Here is an 18,964-nt window from a genome sequence, read left to right as displayed (position 1 = left end):
AGCCGCGTATTGTACACGCCGCCATCCGGGGTAAATGCGGCCGTCCGGGCCGGGCGGGGCGTTCAGCCGACCAGGCGCTGATCAGGCGCCTTTGGTGCCGGCAACGAGCTTCATCGCCGAGCCGATCAGCGCCGACACTTCGCGCATATCGCTCGGGACGATCAGCGTCGTGTTGGCGTCGTGCGCGACGCGGGCGTAGGCCTCGACCGCCTTTTCCGCGACCTTCAGTTGCACGGCCTGCTCGCCGCCGGGCTGGCGGATGGCGGCCGCGACCCGCTCGATGGCCTGGGCCGTGGCCTCGGCCACCTCGCGGATGGCGGCGGCCTCGCCCTGGGCCTGGTTGATCGCGGCCTGTTTTTCCCCTTCGGACTTGGCGATGAACGCGGCGCGCTCGCCCTCGGCGAGGTTGATCTGCTCCTGGCGCTTGCCCTCGGAGGCAGCGATCAGCGCGCGCTTTTCGCGCTCCGCGGTGATCTGCGCCTGCATCGCGCGCAGGATTTCGGCCGGGGGCGTGAGGTCTTTGATCTCGTAGCGCAGCACCTTGACGCCCCAGTTGAGCGCGGCCTCGTCGATGGCATTGACCACCTGGGCGTTGATCATCTCGCGTTCCTCGAACGTCTTGTCCAGCTCCAGCCGCCCGATGACGCTGCGCAGCGTCGTCTGCGCCAGTTGCGTGATGGCGAGCACGTAGTTGGACGAACCGTAGCTCGCGCGCATCGGGTCCGTGACCTGGAAGTAGAGGATGCCGTCCACCTTGAGCTGGGTGTTGTCCTTGGTGATGCAGATCTGCTCCGGCACGTCCAGCGGGATTTCCTTCAGGCTGTGCTTGTAGGCAACCTTCTCGATGAAGGGGATGACGAAATTGAGCCCGGGCGAGAGGGTGCGGTCGTAGCGGCCGAGCCGCTCGACGACCCAGGCGGTCTGCTGTGGCACGACCTTGACCGACTTGGCGACGAAGATGACCGCGATGACGAGTAGGAGGAGAGCGACTTCCATGACGGGCTCCAGGCAGGGGCAATAGGAAAAAGAGGGCGAGACGGCAAGTCAGAGCGGTTCGACGATCAGGCGGTTGCCCTCGACGGCGGCGATGCGCCAGGGGCCCGGGCGGCGCTCGGCGTCCGCGGCGGGGACGGCTGTCCAGTCGGCGCCCCGGTAATGCACCCGGGCCGATCCGTCGGCGCCCCACTGGGCGACCTGCACGACCTGCCCGACATCGAGCAGCACGTCCGGGTTGGCCGATGGGTGCTGCCGCGGAGCGTGCGCGGCGCCCGCACCGTTGCGGCGCCGGAAGCGCCACCACGCCCAGCCGGCGACGAAGCCGCCGCCGACGACCGCGGCGACGGCGATTTGCGCCGTGAGCGTGAACCCCGCGTGTGCAGCCAGCGCCCCGCCCGCCGCGCCAAGCGCCAGCATCAGCAAAAAGAAGGTGCCCGAGAGCAGCTCCGCCGCCACGGCCACGCCGGTCAGCACCCACCAGAATGTTGTGTCACTCATGTCCATGCTCCATGCGCGCGCGGCGGGCGTCGTGCCCGGCGGGGCGCCTGTGCGCGTTATACAACGTGCCAACCTCGCCGCTGGTCTGTCGGTGGGCCGCCGTCATCACGGCGGGGGGTATTGTCCTTACACTTGCGGCCCATGAAATTTCGCTTTCCCATCGTCATCATCGACGAAGACTACCGTTCCGACAACACGTCGGGTTTGGGCATCCGCGCCCTGGCGCAGGCCATCGAGGCCGAGGGCTTCGAGGTCGTCGGCGTCACGAGCTACGGCGACCTGAGCCAGTTCGCCCAGCAGCAGAGCCGCGCCAGCGCGTTCATCCTGTCGATCGACGACGAGGAGGTCAGCGGCAACCCCGAGGACGACCTCGCGGTGCAGAACCTGCGCGCCTTCATCCAGGAGGTGCGGCGCAAGAACGCGGAGGTGCCGATCTACGTCTACGGCGAGACGCGCACGAGCCGCCACCTGCCCAACGACATCCTGCGTGAGCTGCACGGCTTCATCCACATGTTCGAGGATACGCCGGAGTTCGTCGCGCGCCACATCATCCGCGAGGCCAAGGCGTATCTGGAATATATCCAGCCGCCGTTTTTCAAGGCGCTGCTGGACTACGCGGAAGACGGGTCGTACTCGTGGCACTGTCCGGGCCACTCGGGTGGCGTGGCGTTCCTCAAGACCCCGGTGGGGCAGATGTTTCACCAGTTTTTCGGCGAGAACATGCTGCGCGCCGACGTCTGCAACGCGGTGGAGGAGCTGGGCCAGCTGCTGGATCACAACGGGGCGATCGGCGAGAGCGAGCGCAACGCCGCGCGCATCTTCAACGCGGATCACTGCTTTTTCGTCACCAATGGCACCAGCACCAGCAACAAGATGGTGTGGCACCACACGGTCGCGCCGGGGGACGTGGTGGTGGTGGACCGCAACTGCCACAAGTCCATCCTGCACTCGATCATCATGACGGGGGCCATCCCCGTTTTTCTGAAGCCGACGCGCAACCACTACGGCATCATCGGCCCGATTCCGCAAAGCGAGTTCGAGCCCGACGCCATCCGGGCCAAGATCGCCGCGCACCCGCTGCTGCAGGGGGTGGACGCGGCGCAGGTGCGCCCGCGCATCCTGACGCTGACGCAGTCTACCTACGATGGCGTGCTCTACAACACCGAGACCATCAAGCGCATGCTCGATGGCTACGTGGACAACCTGCATTTCGATGAGGCGTGGCTGCCGCACGCGGCGTTTCACCCGTTTTACGGCACCTTCCACGCCATGGGGCGCAAGCGGCCGCGCCCGCAGCACTCGGTCGTGTACTCGACGCAGTCGATCCACAAGCTGCTCGCCGGCATCAGCCAGGCGTCGCAGGTGCTGGTGCAGGACTCGCAGACGCAAAAGCTCGACCGCCACCTCTTCAACGAGGCGTACCTGATGCACACGTCCACCAGCCCGCAGTACAGCATCATCGCCAGCTGCGACGTGGCGGCGGCGATGATGGAGCCGCCGGGCGGCACCGCGCTGGTGGAGGAGAGCATCGCGGAGTCGCTCGACTTCCGCCGCGCGATGCGCAAGGTGGACGCGGAGTTCGGGCCGGATGAGTGGTGGTTCCAGGTCTGGGGCCCGGAGGAACTGGCCGAGGAAGGCATCGGCCGCGCGGACGACTGGGTGCTCAAGCGCACCGACGCCGACGGCGTGCAGACGGCCGACGGCGAAGACGCGTGGCACGGCTTTGGTGACATGGCGCCGGGCTTCAACATGCTCGACCCGATCAAGGCCACCATCATCACGCCGGGTCTCAACCTCAAGGGGGACTTTGCCCCGACCGGCATCCCGGCCAGCATCGTCACCAAGTTTTTGGCCGAGCACGGCGTGGTGGTGGAAAAGACGGGGCTGTACTCGTTTTTCATCATGTTCACCATCGGCATCACCAAGGGCCGCTGGAACACGCTGCTGACGGCGCTGCAGCAGTTCAAGGACGACTACGACCGCAACCAGCCGATGTGGCGCGTGATGCCGGAGTTCTGCCGCAAGCAGCCCCGCTACGAGCGCATGGGCCTGCGCGACCTGTGCCAGTTCGTGCACGAGATGTACGCGCAGTACGACGTGGCGCGCCTGACCACCGAGATCTACCTGAGCGACCTGACGCCGGCGATGAAGCCGAGCGACGCGTTCGCCCAGATCGCCCACCGCAACACCGAGCGTGTGCCGATCGACGAGCTCGAGGGGCGCATCACCACGGCGCTCATCACGCCGTACCCACCCGGCATTCCGTTGCTGATCCCGGGCGAGGTGTTCAACCGCAAGATCGTCGATTACCTGAAGTTCTCGCGCGAATTCAACGCCCGCTGCCCGGGGTTCGAAACCGACATCCACGGGCTCGTGGTGGAGGAGGCGTTCGACGGCACCAAGCGCTACTACGCCGACTGCGTCAAGCGCGCCTGAGGCCGGTCCGGCCCGGGATTTTTGCGCTGGGTCAAAGGCAGGCGCGGTTGGCGGCCCGTCCCCGGCAGGTCGGGGCCCGTTCTGGGTTACAGTGACGCCGTCCGTTTACCGAACCCAGACGGGAGAAGCGATGTTTCCAGAATACCGCGACCTGATTTCCAAGCTGAAGACGAGCGACCACCACTTCGCGCGCCTGTTCGACAAGCACAACGAACTCGACGAGCGCATCCAACGCATGGAGCAGGGCATCGAGCCCGGCACGCACGAGCAGATCGAAACGCTGAAGAAGGAAAAACTCCTGCTGAAGGATCAGCTCTACGACATCCTGCGCAAGGCCGCGGCGCACTGACGGCGCAACGCCGGATCGCGCCCGGGGCGACGTCAGCCGCGACCGTCGCCCCCCACCACGCGGCGCGCGCCGTCGAAGCGCTCGCGCCAGTAGCGGTCACCCAGACGCTCGAGCCGCACCTGCGCCCCCGAGCGCGGGGAGTGCACGAAGCGCCCCTGTCCCACGTAGATCCCGACGTGGCTGAACGGCTCGCCCTGGGTATTGAAAAAGACCAGATCGCCCGGCGCGAGTTGCCCCGGGTCGATCGGCAGCGTCGCCTGGGCCTGCTCCGCCGCCCGCCGGGGCAGCACCACCCCGAGGGTCTCGCGAAACGTCACCTGCACGAAGCCGCTGCAATCCACCCCTTCCTCGTAACCCGTGCCGCCACGGCGATACGGCACGCCGACATAGGCCATCGCGTACACGAGCGCGGCTGAGCGGGCGTCCGTCGCACCGTCCGGCGGCGCGGGCGCGGCCGGGGTGAGGGGCAGGGCGTCCACCGGTCCCGACAACGGGGTCTCGCCAGCGACCGGGGCGGCCACCGCGTCGGGGGTCAGCAGCCCGCGGGCCGCCAGCAGTTCCATGATAGGATCGCGCGCCCAGGCCGATGGCACCGCCAGGCATGCCCACACCATCGCGGCCAGCAGCACGGGCGCGCGCCCCCGGTCCCCGGTGAAAACCGGTGATTCAGGAGCGACCAGCGGGCGATGCGCGTTGGGCATGCCCGCGACGTTACGGCGAATGGTGCCGCGACGTCAAGGGTGTGGTCGCGCTGGCGGTGGGCCAACCAGTAAACTCGACGGATGTTGTTGGATGCAAGCGACTGCCAGCTCGTGCTGGTGGACTATCAAGCGCGGCTGATGCCGGCGATCGCACACGGCGACGAGGTGCTGCGCCGCGCGGAGCTGCTGGCTAACCTGGCAGTGATGTTCGACGTGCCGGTGTGGGGCACCGAGCAGGCGCCGGAGCGGCTCGGTTCACTGGTGCCGGCGCTGCGCGCGCGGTGCCGCCGCGTCTTCGCCAAAACGACCTTTGACGCCAGCGGCGCCGGATTGCTGGACGCGCTGCGCGCACCGGCGCGCCCCGCGGGCAACGCGCGCAGCCTGCCGAAACACCTGCAAAAGCCCGCCGCGCCGGCGCGCCAGACCATCGTGCTGGCCGGCTGTGAGGCGCACGTGTGCGTGCTGCAGACGGCGCTCGGCCTCGTGGAGCAGGAACTCGACGTGTGGGTCGTGACCGACGCCTGCGGCTCGCGCCGCGAGCGGGACCGCGACGCGGCCTTCGACCGCCTGGCCGCCGCGGGGGTCGAACTCGTCACGGCCGAGATGGTGGCCTTCGAGTGGTTGCGTGACGCCCGGCACCCCCGCTTCCGTGACGCGCTGGCGCTGCTGAAGTAAACGATCGCGGTGCGGCTCCCCGCCGTGATGGTGCACTGTGATGGTGAGGCGGGACAGGTGCTATCTCTTGAATAGGAGATAGCTATCAAGCGTTGCGAATATTTGGATTTTAGGGTTATCGAGTATGGCCGCTGCGTGCGGCTGCTTTGATAATTGTCACGAAGGTCGTGGTGGCGCAGACGATGCGTGCAGCCGCCACTGGTTCACCGAGTGATTCGACTGACGAAGGAAAAGCCATGGACAAGGTTACGAATCGACGCGCCGTGCTCAAGGCCGGCGGAGCGCTGGCGACGCTGGTGTCGCTGGGTCTGGTGACGGCCGAGCAGGCGCAGGCGATGAGCCGCGACGGTTTTGCGGCCAAGAGCCTGGCCGATGCGCTCAAGGCCGTGGGCGGGCAGCCGGCCACGAGCGATCAGGTGCAAATCATCTCGCCGGACATTGCGGAAAACGGCGCGGTGGTGCCGGTGGGGGCGGTGAGCAAGATCCCCAACACCACCGAGATCTACCTGCTGGTGGAGAAGAACCCGACGCCGCTGGCGGCGGCGTTCATGATTCCGGCGGGCACGGAAGCGGACGTGCAGACGCGGCTGAAGATGGGGCAGAGCACCAACGTGCTGGCGGTGGTCAAGGCCGACGGCAAGCTGTACTCGGCGGTGAAAGAGACGAAGGTGACGCTGGGTGGCTGCGGTGGCTGATGGCCGCTGAGCGCAAACAGCACGAACGCAAGCGAACAAGGAGTAAGAGTCATGGCAGATCCGATGCGCATTCGGGCCAACGAGGCCGGTGGGGTGACGACGGTGCGGGTGTTGATGAGCCACGTGATGGAGCCGGGGACGCGGCGCGATGCGTCGGGCAACCTGGTGCCGGCGCACTACATCACGGACGTGGTGGCCACGCACAACGGACGGGAAGTGCTCAAGGCGATGTGGAGCGGGGCGGTGTCGCAGAACCCGTTTCTGAGCTTCAAGTTCAAGGGTGCGGCCAAGGGCGACAAGGTGGTCGTCAAGTGGACCGACAACAAGGGCGAGTCCCGCACCGACGAAGCCACCATCGCCTGACGATGGATCCCCACGTCGGGGGCGGGTCGTTCGCCGCGAGGAGCCGCCGCCCGGTGTCTTTGCAACCGAGGAGCCGATGATGAAAAAAACGATCGTTGGGCTGGCCGTACTGGGCTGCATTGCAGCACCGGCCATCGCCCAAGATGCCAGCAAAGGCATCGAAGAGTACCGTGCGATGCTGCAGGACGGTAACCCGGCCGAACTCTTTGAGGTGAAGGGCGAGGAGCTGTGGAAGCAAAAACGGGGGCCGAAAAACGCGTCGCTGGAGCAGTGTGACCTGGGCAAGGGCCCGGGCGTGGTCAAGGGCGCGTTCGTCGAGCTGCCGCGATTCTTCAAGGACACCGGCCGTGTGCAGGATCTGGAGAGCCGGCTGCTGACCTGCATGGAGACGCTGCAGGGCATCGACGTCAAAAAGGAAGTTTCACAGCGCAGTTTCGGCAAAGGCGAGACGGCCAACGTCGTGGCGCTGGCGACCTGGATCGCGTCGCAGTCCAAGGGGATGCCGTTCAACCTGCCGTACAACACGCAGGCGGAACGCGACATGTATGAGATCGGCAAGCGCCTGTTCTTCATGCGCGGCGGTCCGCACGACTTCTCGTGCGCGAGCTGCCACAGCGAGGACGGCAAGCGCATCCGGCTGCAAGAGCTGCCGAACCTGACGAAGAATCCGGGCGACGGCGTCGGCTTCGCGGCGTGGCCGGCTTATCGGGTTTCCAATGGCCAGATGTGGAGCATGCAGCACCGCCTCAACGACTGCTATCGCCAGCAGCGCTTCCCCGAGCCCACGTTCGCGAGCGACGTGACGATCGCGCTCGGGGTGTACATGGGGGTGAACGCCAAGGGTGCGAAGTCGATCGCCCCTGCCATCAAGCGCTGAACCGGAGGATAGGTCCATGAAAACCGCAAAACTGGCTCTGACCCTGATCCCCGTCGCCCTGGCCGTGGCGGGTTGCACGACCGGCCACACCTCGGCCGAATACGACAAGATGACGATGGAGGTCGTCAAGGCCTCGTTCGTCGAGCGCGGCATCGCCAAGCTCGACCGGCTGGAGCAGGACGAGGCACGCCTGGCCTGCTGGCAGTCCGAAGTGTCGGGCAAGCCGCTCGACGAGAAGACCGCCAAGGCTATCGAGGAGGCTGCCTACAAGAGCGTCAAGTGGCCGAGCGACGGCAAGTTCCTGGGTGACTGGAAGGAGGGCGAAAAGATCGCCCAAAGCGGCCGCGGCTTGACGTGGAGCGACGATGAAAAGACGGTCAACGGCGGCAACTGCTACAACTGCCACCAGATCACGAAGGAGGAAATCTCCTACGGCACGCTGGGGCCGAGCCTGTACAACTACGGCAAGCTGCGCGGCGTGACCGACCCGAACAGCCCCGCAGCCAAGCCGATCATCGAGTACACGTGGGCGAAGATCTGGAACTCGCGCGCGTTCAACGCCTGCACGAAGATGCCGAGCGCCGGCCATCGCGGGATCCTGAACGAGCAGCAGATCAAGCACGTGATGGCGCTGCTGCTGGACCCGAACTCACCGGTGAACAAGTGACCCGCGACGGGAACCGGGGCAATCGATTCCTTCCAGACACAGGCCAACAACAGGGGCGCACGGCGCCCCTTTTTGCCGTTCCATCAAGCGCAATGGTGTGCCTCGTTTGCGGGAGCGGCGAACGGTCTTTCCGAGGATACGGCCCCGTACAATACCGGGCCGACTTTCGCACTCCTGCCCATTGCTGTGAACGCATCGCTGCCCCGACTTCACTTTTCGTTTTTTGCCGGGGGGGATGCCCTCGGTCATTTCCGCGCCCGGCAGCTGCTGCCCCGGTTGCAGGCCATCGACGCCCGCATCACCGGAATTGCCGCGCGGTACGTGCATCTCGTGGCCACCGACGCGCCGCTGGACGACGCCACCCGCGAGCGCTGGGCTGCGCTGCTGACCTATGGTGAGCCGTATGCAGGGCCGACGCAGGGGGTGTGCGTGGTCGTCAGCCCGCGCTTGGGCACGGTGTCGCCCTGGGCGTCCAAGGCCACGGATATCGCGCACAACTGCGGGCTCGCCGCGCGCCGCGTCGAGCGGGTGGTCGAGTACTGGCTGACCGTGGAAGCCAGCGGCATCGGCGGGCTCCTCGGCCGCACCGCCACGCTGGACGAGGCGCAGTGGCAGGCGTGTGCCGCGCTGCTGCACGACCGCATGACCGAGAGCGTGCTGCGCGACGTGGCCTCCGCCGCAGCGCTGTTCGAGCCGTTGCCCGGGCAGCCGATGCAGCGTGTCGACGTGTTGCAGCGCGGGCGCGCGGCGCTGGAAGAAGCCAATGCGGCATGGGGACTGGCGCTGGCGGACGACGAGATCGATTACCTGGTCGATGCCTTCACGCGGCTCGGGCGCAACCCCAGCGACGTCGAGCTGATGATGTTCGCGCAGGCCAACAGCGAACACTGTCGGCACAAGATTTTCAACGCCCAGTTCGTGATCGACGGGGTCGAGCAGCCGATGAGCCTGTTCGGCATGATCCGCCACACGCACCAGACGGCGCCGCAGCATACGATCGTCGCGTACGCGGACAACGCCGCGATCATGGAGGGACACGCGCTGGAGCGCTTCGTCGCGGTGCCGGACGGCGACGGCAGCCCGGTCTATCGCCGCGAGGAGGCGCGCCATCACATCCTGATGAAGGTGGAGACGCACAACCACCCGACGGCGATTTCGCCGTTTCCGGGGGCGGCCACCGGCGCGGGCGGCGAAATCCGCGACGAGGGCGCGACGGGACGGGGTGCGCGCCCGAAGGCGGGGCTGACGGGCTTTTCCGTCTCGCGCCTGTGGGGTGGGTGGTCGGACCAGCCCGACGGCAAGCCCGCGCACATCGCGAGCCCCCTGCAGATCATGATCGACGGGCCGCTGGGCGGCGCGGCGTTCAACAACGAATTCGGCCGCCCCAACCTGCTCGGCTACTTCCGCGCCTACGAGCAGCGCGTCGTCTCCGACGTCGACGCCGTCGATCGCGGGTACCACAAGCCGATCATGATCGCCGGGGGGCTCGGGCAGATCGACGCGCAGCAGACGCACAAGGTGGTGTTCCCGGCCGGCACGCTGCTGGTGCAGCTGGGCGGCCCGGGGATGCGCATCGGCATGGGCGGGGGCGCGGCGAGTTCGATGGCCAGCGGAGCCAACGCGGCCGAGCTGGACTTCGATTCGGTGCAGCGCGGCAACCCCGAGATCCAGCGCCGCGCACAGGAGGTGATCAACCACTGCTGGGCGCTGGGCGCGGACAACCCGATTCTGGCGATCCACGACGTGGGCGCGGGGGGGCTGTCCAACGCGTTCCCGGAGCTGGTCAACGACGCTGGGCGCGGGGCGCGCTTCGACCTGCGCGCGATTCCGCTCGAGGAAAGCGGCCTGTCACCGAAGGAAATCTGGTGCAACGAGAGCCAGGAGCGCTACGTGCTGGCGGTCGCGCCGGAGTCGCTGCCGCGGCTGGCCGCGCTGTGCGAGCGCGAGCGTTGTCCGTACGCGGTGGTCGGCGTGGCGTCGGCGGAGCGGCAGCTCGTCGTCGCCGATCCCGCCGCGACCCAGCCGGCCGACGCGCACCCGGTGGACATGCCGATGGAGGTGCTGCTCGGCAAGCCGCCGCGCATGCGGCGCGAGGTGGCGCGCATCGGGCGCCGCTTTGCCGATTTCGACGGCACCGACGTGCCCCTGCAGCGCGCCGTGATCGAGGTGCTGTCGCATCCGACGGTGGCGTCCAAGCGCTTCCTCATCACCATCGGCGACCGCACCGTGGGGGGGCTGACGCACCGCGATCAGATGGTGGGGCCGTGGCAGGTGCCGGTGGCCGACTGCGCGGTGACGCTGGCGGATTTCCGTGGCCTGGCCGGCGAGGCGATGGCAATGGGCGAGCGCACGCCGATCGCGGCGCTGGACGCGCCCGCCGCCGGCCGCATGGCGGTGGCCGAGGCGATCACGAACCTGCTGGCCGCGCCGATCGAACTGTCGCGCGTCAAGCTCTCGGCCAACTGGATGGCGGCGTGCGGCGAGCCGGGGGAGGACGCAGCGCTGTACGACACGGTCAAGGCCGTGGGGATGGAGTTGTGCCCGCAGCTGGGCATCAGCATCCCGGTCGGCAAGGACAGCCTGTCGATGCGCACCCAGTGGCGCACGGCGGACGGCGAGGCCCGCAAGGTCGTCGCGCCGGTGAGCCTGATCGTCAGCGCCTTCGCGACGCTCGCCGACGTGCGCGGCACGCTCACGCCGCAGCTCGACGCGCACGAGGACACGACGCTGATCCTCGTCGACCTGGGCCGTGGCAAGCACCGCATGGGCGGCTCGATCCTCGCACAGGCGCTGGACCAGCCCGGCGGCGCGGTGCCCGACCTCGACGACCCGCAGGATCTGATTCGGCTCGTCGCCGCGGTCAACGCGTTGCGTGCGCAGGGGCGCATCCTCGCCTACCACGACCGCAGCGACGGCGGGCTGCTCGCCTGTGTGGCGGAAATGGCGTTTGCCGGACATGTGGGCGTCACGCTCAACGTGGACCTGCTGGTCACCGAGGGCGACGGCATCCGGGACAGCCGCGCGGATTACGGCGACGCGAAAAACTGGGCCGCGCAGGTTAGCGCCCGCCGCGACGAGCTGACGCTCAAGGCCCTCTTCAGCGAAGAGCTGGGCGTGGTGCTGCAGGTGCGAAGCGCCGAGCGTGACGCGGTGATGCAGACGCTGCGTGCCCACGGGCTGTCCGCGTGCAGCCACGTGATCGGCAAGACCCGGCCGGCCAACAGCCCGATCGACGCCGGCAAGGGCGAGCTGCAGATCTGGCGCGACGCGAAGTGCCTCTTCAGCGCGAAGCTGGAGGACCTGCACCAGGTGTGGGACAGCGTGAGCTGGAAGATCTGCCAGCAGCGCGACAACCCGGCCTGCGCCGACGCCGAGCACGCCGCCGCCGGCCGCGCGGACGATCCGGGCCTGCACGTGGCGCTGACCTTCGACCCGGCGGAGGATGTGGCGGCACCGTACCTGAACCTGGCACGCCCGCGTGTGGCCATCCTGCGCGAGCAGGGGGTCAATTCGCACGTCGAGATGGCCTACGCGTTCGACGCCGCGGGCTTTGAAGCGGTGGACGTGCACATGACCGACCTGCTCACCGGTCGCACGCGGCTCGACGGTTTTCGCGGGCTCGTTGCGTGCGGCGGCTTCAGTTACGGGGACACGCTCGGTGCCGGCATCGGCTGGGCGCGCTCGATCACGTTCCACCCGGAGCTGGCGGAGCAGTTCCGCGCGTTCTTCGGCCGCGCGGACACCTTCGGGCTGGGCGTGTGTAATGGCTGCCAGATGTTTGCCGAGCTGGCATCCATCATCCCCGGTGCCGAGCACTGGCCGCGCTTCACCACCAATGTCAGCGAGCGCTTCGAGGCCCGGCTGTCGCTGGTGGAGGTGACGGACTCGCCCAGCCTCTTCTTCCAGGGCATGGCGGGCAGCCGGTTGCCGATCGCCGTCGCGCACGGCGAGGGCTACGCCAACTTCGGTCAGCGCGGCGACGCGCAGCGTGTGGCGGTGGCGATGCGCTTCGTCGACCACCACGGACAGCCCACCGAGGCGTATCCGTTCAACCCCAACGGCAGCCCGGGCGGGATCACCGCGGTCACCACGCCGGACGGGCGCTTCACGGCGATGATGCCGCACCCGGAGCGCGTCTTCCGCAACGTCCAGTTGAGCTGGACGGACCTGGCCGCAACGGGCGGGATCGCGGCCTACAGCCCGTGGATGCGGATGTTCCGCAACGCGCGGCGCTGGGTCGGCTGAAGCGGAGCCGGCGCTGCGTCGCACCCCGTTGACCTGCGTCAAGAATGGCCCCGGGATCGGCGCCGTAGACTGGCGGCATCGTGATGCAGCAAAACGGTGTGGCCATGTCTGCGACCCCCAACGCCCCGACGAACGATCAGCCGATCGCCGATTTCTCGCAGTGCCACGCGGGCATACTGCGCAAGCTGGACGCGCTGGCGGAATTGCCAGCGTTGCTGGCCCCCGCCGCCCGCGCGCGGGAGATTGCCGAGCAGTCGCTGGCGTTCTTTCGCGAAGCGATCGTCGAACACCATGAGGACGAGGAGCGAGAGCTGTTTCCGGCCGTGCTCGCCAGTGCCGCGGCGGGGGCAGAGCGCGAGCGGGTGCAGGGGCTGGTGCAACGCCTGACGGAGGAGCACCGTGCACTCGAACGCCTGTGGAAGCAGCTCGAGGGGGACCTCAAAAAAGTCGCCAAAGGGCAGTCGTTCGCCCTCGACACGGCGGGGCTGGAGGCGCTGGTGGCGCAGTACCGCTCGCATGCCTGCTTCGAGGAGGCCGAATTCCTGCCGCTGGCGCAGGCCATCCTGGGGCGCAACGACAACCACCTGGCCGCGCTGGGCTTGGCGCTGCACATGCGGCACACGCCGGTGCCGGTTGCCGGCTACGTCTGACCGCGCCGCGCGCCCAGACGCCGGGGCGCACCCACGCGCGGATCAACGCACCGGCGCGGGCCGCGTCCGGTAAAAGCGCAGCGGCGCCTCGCGCGCCGCGCGCTCGGTGTCGCGCACGACGTGGCGCTTGATGCGCCCGACGACGTGCATCTCGCACGGCTTGCAGTCGAAGCGCAGCGTCAGCCGCTCGTCGCCGTGGATCAGCACCAGCGGCTCGGCGCGGATCGTGCCCTGCACGCCGGTGACGCCCTTGGCCTGTTTGGGGCAGAGGCTGAGGCTATAGCGGACGCAGTGCTTGGTGATCATGAGGCTGACGTCCCCCAGCGCCTCGTGGCTTTCGTACGCCGCCTCGATGACACGCACGCCGTGGCGCGCGTAAAAATCGCGCGCCTTGTGGTTGTAGACGTTGCCGAGATACGTCAGCACGTCGTCGGGGTAGGGTACGGGCGGCTCCACCGCGCTCGCGCGCACTGGTCGAGGGCGGGCCGCCTCGCGCGCGGCCATCAGCGCCGCCACCGCCTCGCGCCGCAGCGCGTTGACGCGTGACGCGGGGACGAACCACGGCGCGGGCAGCGCCACGTCCACCGACACGGCCTCGAACACCGTGTCCCCTAGGCGCGTCAGGCCCTCGCGCAACGTCGCCTCGTTGGCCAGCGGGTCGCGTGCGGGTTCGAACGGACCCGGCAGCGTCGCGCTGCCGCTGTGCCCGTCGGCGTCGGTCAGCGTCAGCCGCAGCGCGTCGCCTTCGGCGCGGAGTTGCACCCACAGCGCGATGCGCCGCTCGGCCGACGGGCGTTCCAGCAACCGCACCCACGCCATGCTGCGGTTGCGATTGACGGTCGTGCCGCGGCGCAGGTCCTTGAAGGAGCCCATCGGGTCTTTGGGGTGGATGCGCCAGCGCGTGCCGCCGTCCACGCCGGGCCCCAGCCGCTCGACCCGGTTGGTCTGCAGCCCGACCAGATTGTTTTGCAGATCCAAATAACACAGGCCATCGCCGTTGGCGAGTTCGATCGTGGGGTCGTTCGTCTCCAGTTCCAGGTGGTCGGCGGCGGTGCGCACGACCCAGCCGATCGGCTGCCCCGGGTTTTTGGGGCTGTCGAAGGCCCCGATGTCGATCTGGCGGCCGTTGACGAAGTAGTCGGTGAAGTCGCGGTTGAAGTTCTGCTGCGGGTCCGGCGTGAAGGTGTAGGTGCAGCGGCCGCTGGAGGAGGGCGCGAGATCCGGCCGCTCCTCCAAAATCGCGTCGAGCAGCCGGCGGTAGTGGGCGGTGATGTTCTTCACGTAGCCCATGTCCTTGTAGCGCCCCTCGATCTTGAAGCTGCGCACCCCGGCATCGATGAGCGCGCGCAGGTTGGCGCTCTGGTTGTTGTCCTTCATCGACAGCACGTGCTTGTCGTGGGCGAGGATGCGGCCCTGCATGTCGCGCACTTCGTAGGGCAGGCGGCAGGCCTGCGAGCAGTCGCCCCGGTTGGCGCTGCGGCCGGTGTGCGCGTGGCTGATGTAGCACTGGCCGCTGTAGGCCACGCACAGCGCGCCGTGGATGAAAAACTCCAGCACCGCGCGGCCCGGCGCGTCGCGCGGACCCAGCGCGGCGTCGACCGCCGCGATCTGCGGCAGCGTCAGTTCGCGCGCCAGCACGATCTGCGAAAACCCCACGTCCTGCAGAAAGCGCGCCTTTTCCGGCGTGCGGATGTCGCACTGCGTGCTGGCGTGCAACTGGATTGGGGGCAGGTCCAGCTCCAGCAACCCCATGTCCTGCACGATGAGCGCGTCGACGCCGATGTCATACAGCTGGTGGACCAGCCGGCGCGCCGGCTCCAGCTCGTCGTCGCGCAGGATGGTGTTGAGCGTGACGAACACCCGCGCGTGGTAGCGGTGCGCGTGGCGCACGAGGCGCTCGATCTCGCTGACGGGGTTGGCGGCGTTGGCGCGCGCGCCGAAGCCGGGCCCGCCGATGTACACCGCGTCCGCCCCGTGGTTGACCGCCTCGATGCCGATATCGGCGTCGCGCGCAGGGGACAGGAGTTCGAGCTGGTGGGGCAACATAATCGCGGGGTCTTCCGAAAACCCGCGATTGTCCCAAAACCCGCCATGAAACGCCACGAGTTCCGCTGTTTTCACCGCCTGCGCGTGCGCTGGGCCGAGGTGGACATGCAGGGTATCGTCTTCAATGCCCACTACCTGATGTACTTCGACGTCGGCATCACCGAATACTGGCGCTCGCTGGGGCTGCCGTATGCGGACGCGATGCGTCAGTTGGGCGGCGAGTTGTACGTCAAGAAGGCGAGCCTCGAGTTCGCCGCCAGCGCGCGGATGGACGACCTGGTGGACGTCGCCCTGCGCTGCGAGCGCATCGGCAACTCGTCGATGACGATGACGGGGGTGTTGTTTCTAGGCGAGCGCGCGCTCGTCGGCGCGGAGATCGTCTATGTCTTCGCGGACCCGGCGACGCAGACCTCCCGCCCGGTGCCAACGGCGCTGCGCGAGCTCATCGAGCGCTACGAGGCCGGACAGGACGTGCTGCGCGTGGTGACGGGCCCCTGGCACGCACTGGAGCGCGATGCGGCGCCGTTGCGGCGCGCGGTGTTCGTCGAGGAGCAGGGCATCCCGGAATCGGAAGAATGGGATGCGGCCGATGCCAGCGCGGTGCACGCGGTGGCGTACAACCACCTCGGTCAGGCGGTGGGCACGGGGCGGCTGCTGACGGCCGAGCCCGGGGTGGGCAAGATCGGCCGCATGGCGGTGCATCGCGCCCTGCGCGGCAGCGGCGTCGGCGCGCGCGTGCTGCAGGCGCTGGTCGACGCCGCCCGCGCGCGCGGCGATCAAACGCTGCGGCTTAGCGCCCAGCGCACGGCGATCGGCTTTTACGCGCGGCAGGGCTGGCAGTGCGTCGGCGACCCCTACGACGAGGTCGGCATCCCCCACCAGTCGATGGAAATGCGCCTCTGAACGGCGCTTTCGATGGCCGCGGGACCGCTGGGGCTGTCGTAGGTCCACTCGGCCACGGTCAGTGTGCCGTGGCGATCCCAGCGGGCGATCAGGCTGCTGCGCGTACCGTAGCGGCGCGAGGGCAGGTGCACGAAGGGGCTGGCCTCGACGTGCTGCCGCGCGTCGGGGTGGGGTAGGTGGGTCTGCAACGCGCGCAGCAGAGCGTCGTCGGCCGACGGGTGATCGGCCGCGGCCAGCGCGGTGGACAGCGCCGTTTTCAGGCGCCGCACCTTGGGCCACGGCGTGTCCAGCGCGGCGTTGGACAGCGCGTACCGGCCCGGTGGTAGGGCGCGTCCCCACCAACCGCCCACGTGCTCTAGGGGGGTGTCGCTGGCGGCGTCTGCGCCCTGGTGGTGAGCCGGATCACGATTCGTGATCCACGCCCACTGCCCGTGAAGGACGTCGCCCAACACGAGGTTGCAGCCGTTGTACTCTGCCGCGGCGTGCTGCCGGGCAAATGCCGTCCAGGTGGCCGGCGCGTCCTCGGCGAGCCAGGCCGTCACCAGGGCGCCACGGCTGCGCGCCCGCGGCGGCTCGGGCGGCCACGCGCGCACGTTGGTCAGCATCGCGACCCGGCCCCGCGCCCCGAAAGCGAGCCAGGTGCCGCCCGCCAACACGTCGCGTCCGCTCCATACGGTCGTGCCGTCGGGCAGGGGCCATGCCTGAAACGGCAGGGTGGGGCGGTCCCACTGCTCGTCCCGGTTGGCCGCCACCCACAGCGGTGTGGCGGTGGCGGGGGCCACCGCCCACGCGATCAGGCACACGGTGTCAGACGTCCTGCAACAGTTCGTAGGGCAGCGGCAGCAGGCGCAGTGCCGCACCCTGCGGGCCGCCGGCGGTGAGCGCTTGCCCGTCCGCCGCGCTGATTTGCAGCGACACGATGGCATTCCAGCCACCCGCGGGGTTGGGCGCCGCTTGCGCCACGACGCCGGCGGGTTGCTCGGGGTCGGCGGGGTGGAAGATTTCCTGTCCCGCCGCCAGCGGGCCGTCCGCGTGCGCGAGGTAGGCGCGGCGCTTGAGCGTGCCGCGGAACTGGCTGCGCGCCACCACCTCCTGCCCCGGGTAGCAGCCTTTTTTGAAGTTGACGCCGCCGACCGATTCGTAGTTGAGCATCTGGGGCACGAAGGCCTCGACCACGGGGTCGGTGACGTGCGCGACACCACTCATCACGTCGAGCCAGCGCCAGTGGGCGGGATCGAGCGCGCCGCCCGCCGGTGCGGCCAGGTCGGCCGGTTGCACCAGCAACGCGCGCGAGACCCCAGCCCCCGCGGGCAGCCGGACCCACAAGCGCTCGCCGTCGCGCCAAACTGCCCACCATGGGGACGGCAGGGCCGCTGGCACCGCGTCACCGGCGGCACCCCACAGTGCCCACTGCTCACTCGCGTCCGCGAGCCGCACTTTCGCGCGCAGCACGAACATCGCCAGGCGCTTGACGGTGGGCGCGATGCGCTCGCGCGGCGCGCACAACAGGATCTGTCCGTCGCGCTGGACGGCAATGGCGGTAAAGAGCATGCGCCCCTTGGGGTTGCAATATGCCACCAGCCGCGCCTCGTCGGCGCGCTGCAGCAGCAGATCCTGCGTCAGCTGTCCGTGCAAAAAACTGGCGGCGTCTTCGCCCTGAGCGGCGATGACGCCCCAGTCATCCAGGCGCACCACGCCCTGCAGGGACGTGGCCGGGGCGGGGGTGTCGGTCGTTGGCGTCACGGTCGTCATGGGGTTGGAAAAGCTTGCGGCTATGATCGTCGCCCGTATTGTCCTGCAGCCCGCCGGTGCATCGGCAGGCTGCGCCGCTTACCCGTTTTAGCTCCGATGCAATTTCCCCGTTGGCGATGGTCCACGCTGGCCGCGGTGGCGCTGCTGGCGTGTGCCGCCGCGGTCGCGGCGTGGCTGCACCGTCCGCTGCCGCTGCGCCCACCGGGGACCGCGGTGATCGACGTGGTCATCGAGCCCGGGATGTCGGCGCAGCAGGTGGCGCACGCGCTGGTCGAAGCCGGTGTCGACACCTCGGCTATGTGGCTGTTTGCGTGGTTTCGCCTCTCGGGGCAGGCGCGCGCGCTCAAGGCTGGCAGCTACGAAATCCCGGCCGGCACGACGCCGCGCGCGTTGCTCGACAAGCTCGTGAGGGGGGAGCAGGCGCTGCGGCGGCTGACCTTGATCGAGGGCTGGACCGTGCGGCAGGTGCTGCAGGCGGTGCGGGCGGCGGAAGCCCTGATCGATGACCTGCCGCCGGGCGACGACCCGATCGCCCTGGCGCGCCATCTGGGGTTGTCCGCGGAACACGCGGAGGGGCGTTTTTTCCCCGACACGTACCTGTATCCCAAGCGCACGCCGGCTTCGCGCGTGCTGCGGCAGGCCGCGCAGGCGATGGACCAACGGCTGGCCGACGCGTGGGCGCAGCGGCGCGCTGGTTTGCCGCTTCGTAACCCTGACGAACTGCTGATCCTGGCCAGCCTCATCGAAAAAGAGACGGGCCTCGATGCCGACCGGCCGCTGGTGGCCGCGGTGTTCGTCAACCGCCTGCGTCTGGGGATGCGGCTGCAGACCGACCCGTCGGTGATTTACGGTCTGGGGGAGCGTTTCGACGGTGACCTACGGCGCCGCGACCTCACGACCGATACCCCGTACAACACCTACACCCGCGCGGGCCTGCCGCCGACGCCGATTGCGCTGCCCGGCTGGGCCTCGCTGCAGGCCGCGGCGCAGCCCGCCGACAGCCGCGCGCTCTATTTCGTCGCCCGCGGCGACGGCTCCAGCGTTTTCAGCCACACGCTCGAAGAGCACAACCGGGCGGTGCGGCGGTATCAGTTGGGGCGATGAGGCGGGT

General features: G+C 68.8%; 17 protein-coding genes. 11 read left to right on the top strand and 6 right to left on the bottom strand.

Translation table 11 applies throughout. The features are described from left to right. Nucleotides 1-81 precede the first annotated feature (81 nt). Nucleotides 82-996: an SPFH domain-containing protein gene (locus LCC91_RS05340; protein WP_043702528.1), complete on the bottom strand. Its 915-nt coding sequence runs from the start codon at nucleotides 994-996 to the stop codon at nucleotides 82-84. Between the two features lie 48 nt (nucleotides 997-1,044). After that, nucleotides 1,045-1,494, bottom strand: a complete 450-nt coding sequence (locus LCC91_RS05335; protein ID WP_043702540.1) for an NfeD family protein — start codon at nucleotides 1,492-1,494, stop codon at nucleotides 1,045-1,047. Nucleotides 1,495-1,635: 141 nt separating this feature from the next. Between LCC91_RS05335 and LCC91_RS05330 the strand changes: the two genes are divergently transcribed. Both LCC91_RS05330 and LCC91_RS05325 read left to right on the top strand, forming a co-directional pair. Beyond that, complete coding sequence (locus tag LCC91_RS05330; protein ID WP_043702525.1) at nucleotides 1,636-3,930, top strand: arginine/lysine/ornithine decarboxylase; 2,295 nt, start codon at nucleotides 1,636-1,638, stop codon at nucleotides 3,928-3,930. Between the two features lie 130 nt (nucleotides 3,931-4,060). Further along, a complete protein-coding gene (locus LCC91_RS05325; RefSeq protein ID WP_043702522.1) occupies nucleotides 4,061-4,279 on the top strand; it encodes a YdcH family protein in 219 nt (72 codons plus the stop codon). A gap of 32 nt (nucleotides 4,280-4,311) precedes the next feature. Here the strand turns inward: LCC91_RS05325 and LCC91_RS05320 are convergent, their stop codons facing one another. Next, nucleotides 4,312-4,980: a C40 family peptidase gene (locus LCC91_RS05320; RefSeq protein ID WP_313904200.1), complete on the bottom strand. Its 669-nt coding sequence runs from the start codon at nucleotides 4,978-4,980 to the stop codon at nucleotides 4,312-4,314. Nucleotides 4,981-5,061: 81 nt separating this feature from the next. On the opposite strand from LCC91_RS05320, the gene LCC91_RS05315 reads away from it, so the two are divergent. The 7 genes from LCC91_RS05315 (at nucleotide 5,062) to LCC91_RS05285 (ending at nucleotide 13,152) form a co-directional block, all read left to right on the top strand. Then, nucleotides 5,062-5,655 (top strand): isochorismatase family protein, encoded by a 594-nt coding sequence (locus LCC91_RS05315; RefSeq protein WP_043702518.1) that lies wholly within the window; start codon nucleotides 5,062-5,064, stop codon nucleotides 5,653-5,655. Between the two features lie 236 nt (nucleotides 5,656-5,891). Then, nucleotides 5,892-6,350, top strand: coding sequence for a thiosulfate oxidation carrier protein SoxY (gene soxY / locus LCC91_RS05310; protein WP_043702515.1), 459 nt, complete (start codon nucleotides 5,892-5,894; stop codon nucleotides 6,348-6,350). 51 nt (nucleotides 6,351-6,401) lie between these two features. Next, entirely contained in the window at nucleotides 6,402-6,713 is a 312-nt protein-coding gene (gene soxZ / locus LCC91_RS05305) for a thiosulfate oxidation carrier complex protein SoxZ (protein ID WP_043698894.1), read from the top strand. A gap of 79 nt (nucleotides 6,714-6,792) precedes the next feature. After that, nucleotides 6,793-7,590 carry a sulfur oxidation c-type cytochrome SoxA gene (soxA, locus tag LCC91_RS05300; RefSeq protein WP_043703364.1) on the top strand — a complete coding sequence of 266 codons (798 nt, stop codon included), beginning with the start codon at nucleotides 6,793-6,795 and terminating at the stop codon, nucleotides 7,588-7,590. A 16-nt stretch (nucleotides 7,591-7,606) separates the two neighbouring features. Then, a complete protein-coding gene (soxX, locus tag LCC91_RS05295; protein WP_052231771.1) occupies nucleotides 7,607-8,257 on the top strand; it encodes a sulfur oxidation c-type cytochrome SoxX in 651 nt (216 codons plus the stop codon). A 186-nt stretch (nucleotides 8,258-8,443) separates the two neighbouring features. Continuing rightward, nucleotides 8,444-12,502, top strand: a complete 4,059-nt coding sequence (purL, locus tag LCC91_RS05290) for a phosphoribosylformylglycinamidine synthase (protein ID WP_224441034.1) — start codon at nucleotides 8,444-8,446, stop codon at nucleotides 12,500-12,502. A 104-nt stretch (nucleotides 12,503-12,606) separates the two neighbouring features. Beyond that, nucleotides 12,607-13,152, top strand: coding sequence for a hemerythrin domain-containing protein (locus LCC91_RS05285; RefSeq protein WP_143897728.1), 546 nt, complete (start codon nucleotides 12,607-12,609; stop codon nucleotides 13,150-13,152). Between the two features lie 42 nt (nucleotides 13,153-13,194). On the opposite strand, the gene LCC91_RS05280 is transcribed toward LCC91_RS05285, so the two are convergent. Next, nucleotides 13,195-15,198 (bottom strand): peptidase U32 family protein, encoded by a 2,004-nt coding sequence (locus tag LCC91_RS05280; protein WP_143897730.1) that lies wholly within the window; start codon nucleotides 15,196-15,198, stop codon nucleotides 13,195-13,197. A 45-nt stretch (nucleotides 15,199-15,243) separates the two neighbouring features. Here LCC91_RS05280 and LCC91_RS05275 point away from each other — a divergent pair, with 45 nt between their 5' ends. Then, the gene (locus LCC91_RS05275; protein WP_058616361.1) at nucleotides 15,244-16,101 is read left to right on the top strand and encodes a YbgC/FadM family acyl-CoA thioesterase; all 858 of its coding nucleotides are present in this window, start codon (nucleotides 15,244-15,246) and stop codon (nucleotides 16,099-16,101) included. Here LCC91_RS05275 and LCC91_RS05270 read toward each other — a convergent pair. Both LCC91_RS05270 and ygfZ read right to left on the bottom strand, forming a co-directional pair. Then, nucleotides 16,053-16,904: an NRDE family protein gene (locus tag LCC91_RS05270; protein ID WP_058616360.1), complete on the bottom strand. Its 852-nt coding sequence runs from the start codon at nucleotides 16,902-16,904 to the stop codon at nucleotides 16,053-16,055. The two genes, LCC91_RS05275 and LCC91_RS05270, sit on opposite strands and share 49 nt — an antisense overlap. A 4-nt stretch (nucleotides 16,905-16,908) precedes the next feature. Then, a complete protein-coding gene (gene ygfZ / locus LCC91_RS05265) occupies nucleotides 16,909-17,853 on the bottom strand; it encodes a CAF17-like 4Fe-4S cluster assembly/insertion protein YgfZ (RefSeq protein ID WP_043703358.1) in 945 nt (314 codons plus the stop codon). A 96-nt stretch (nucleotides 17,854-17,949) separates the two neighbouring features. Between ygfZ and mltG the strand changes: the two genes are divergently transcribed. Beyond that, nucleotides 17,950-18,957, top strand: coding sequence for an endolytic transglycosylase MltG (gene mltG / locus LCC91_RS05260; protein ID WP_043703357.1), 1,008 nt, complete (start codon nucleotides 17,950-17,952; stop codon nucleotides 18,955-18,957). The last annotated feature ends 7 nt before the right edge of the window (nucleotides 18,958-18,964 follow it).

The organism is Tepidimonas taiwanensis, from assembly GCF_020162115.1.
Taxonomy (GTDB): Bacteria; Pseudomonadota; Gammaproteobacteria; order Burkholderiales; family Burkholderiaceae_C; genus Tepidimonas; species Tepidimonas taiwanensis.
Note: the sequence above shows the minus strand (reverse complement) of the source record. Positions and strands in the feature narration are given on the sequence as shown.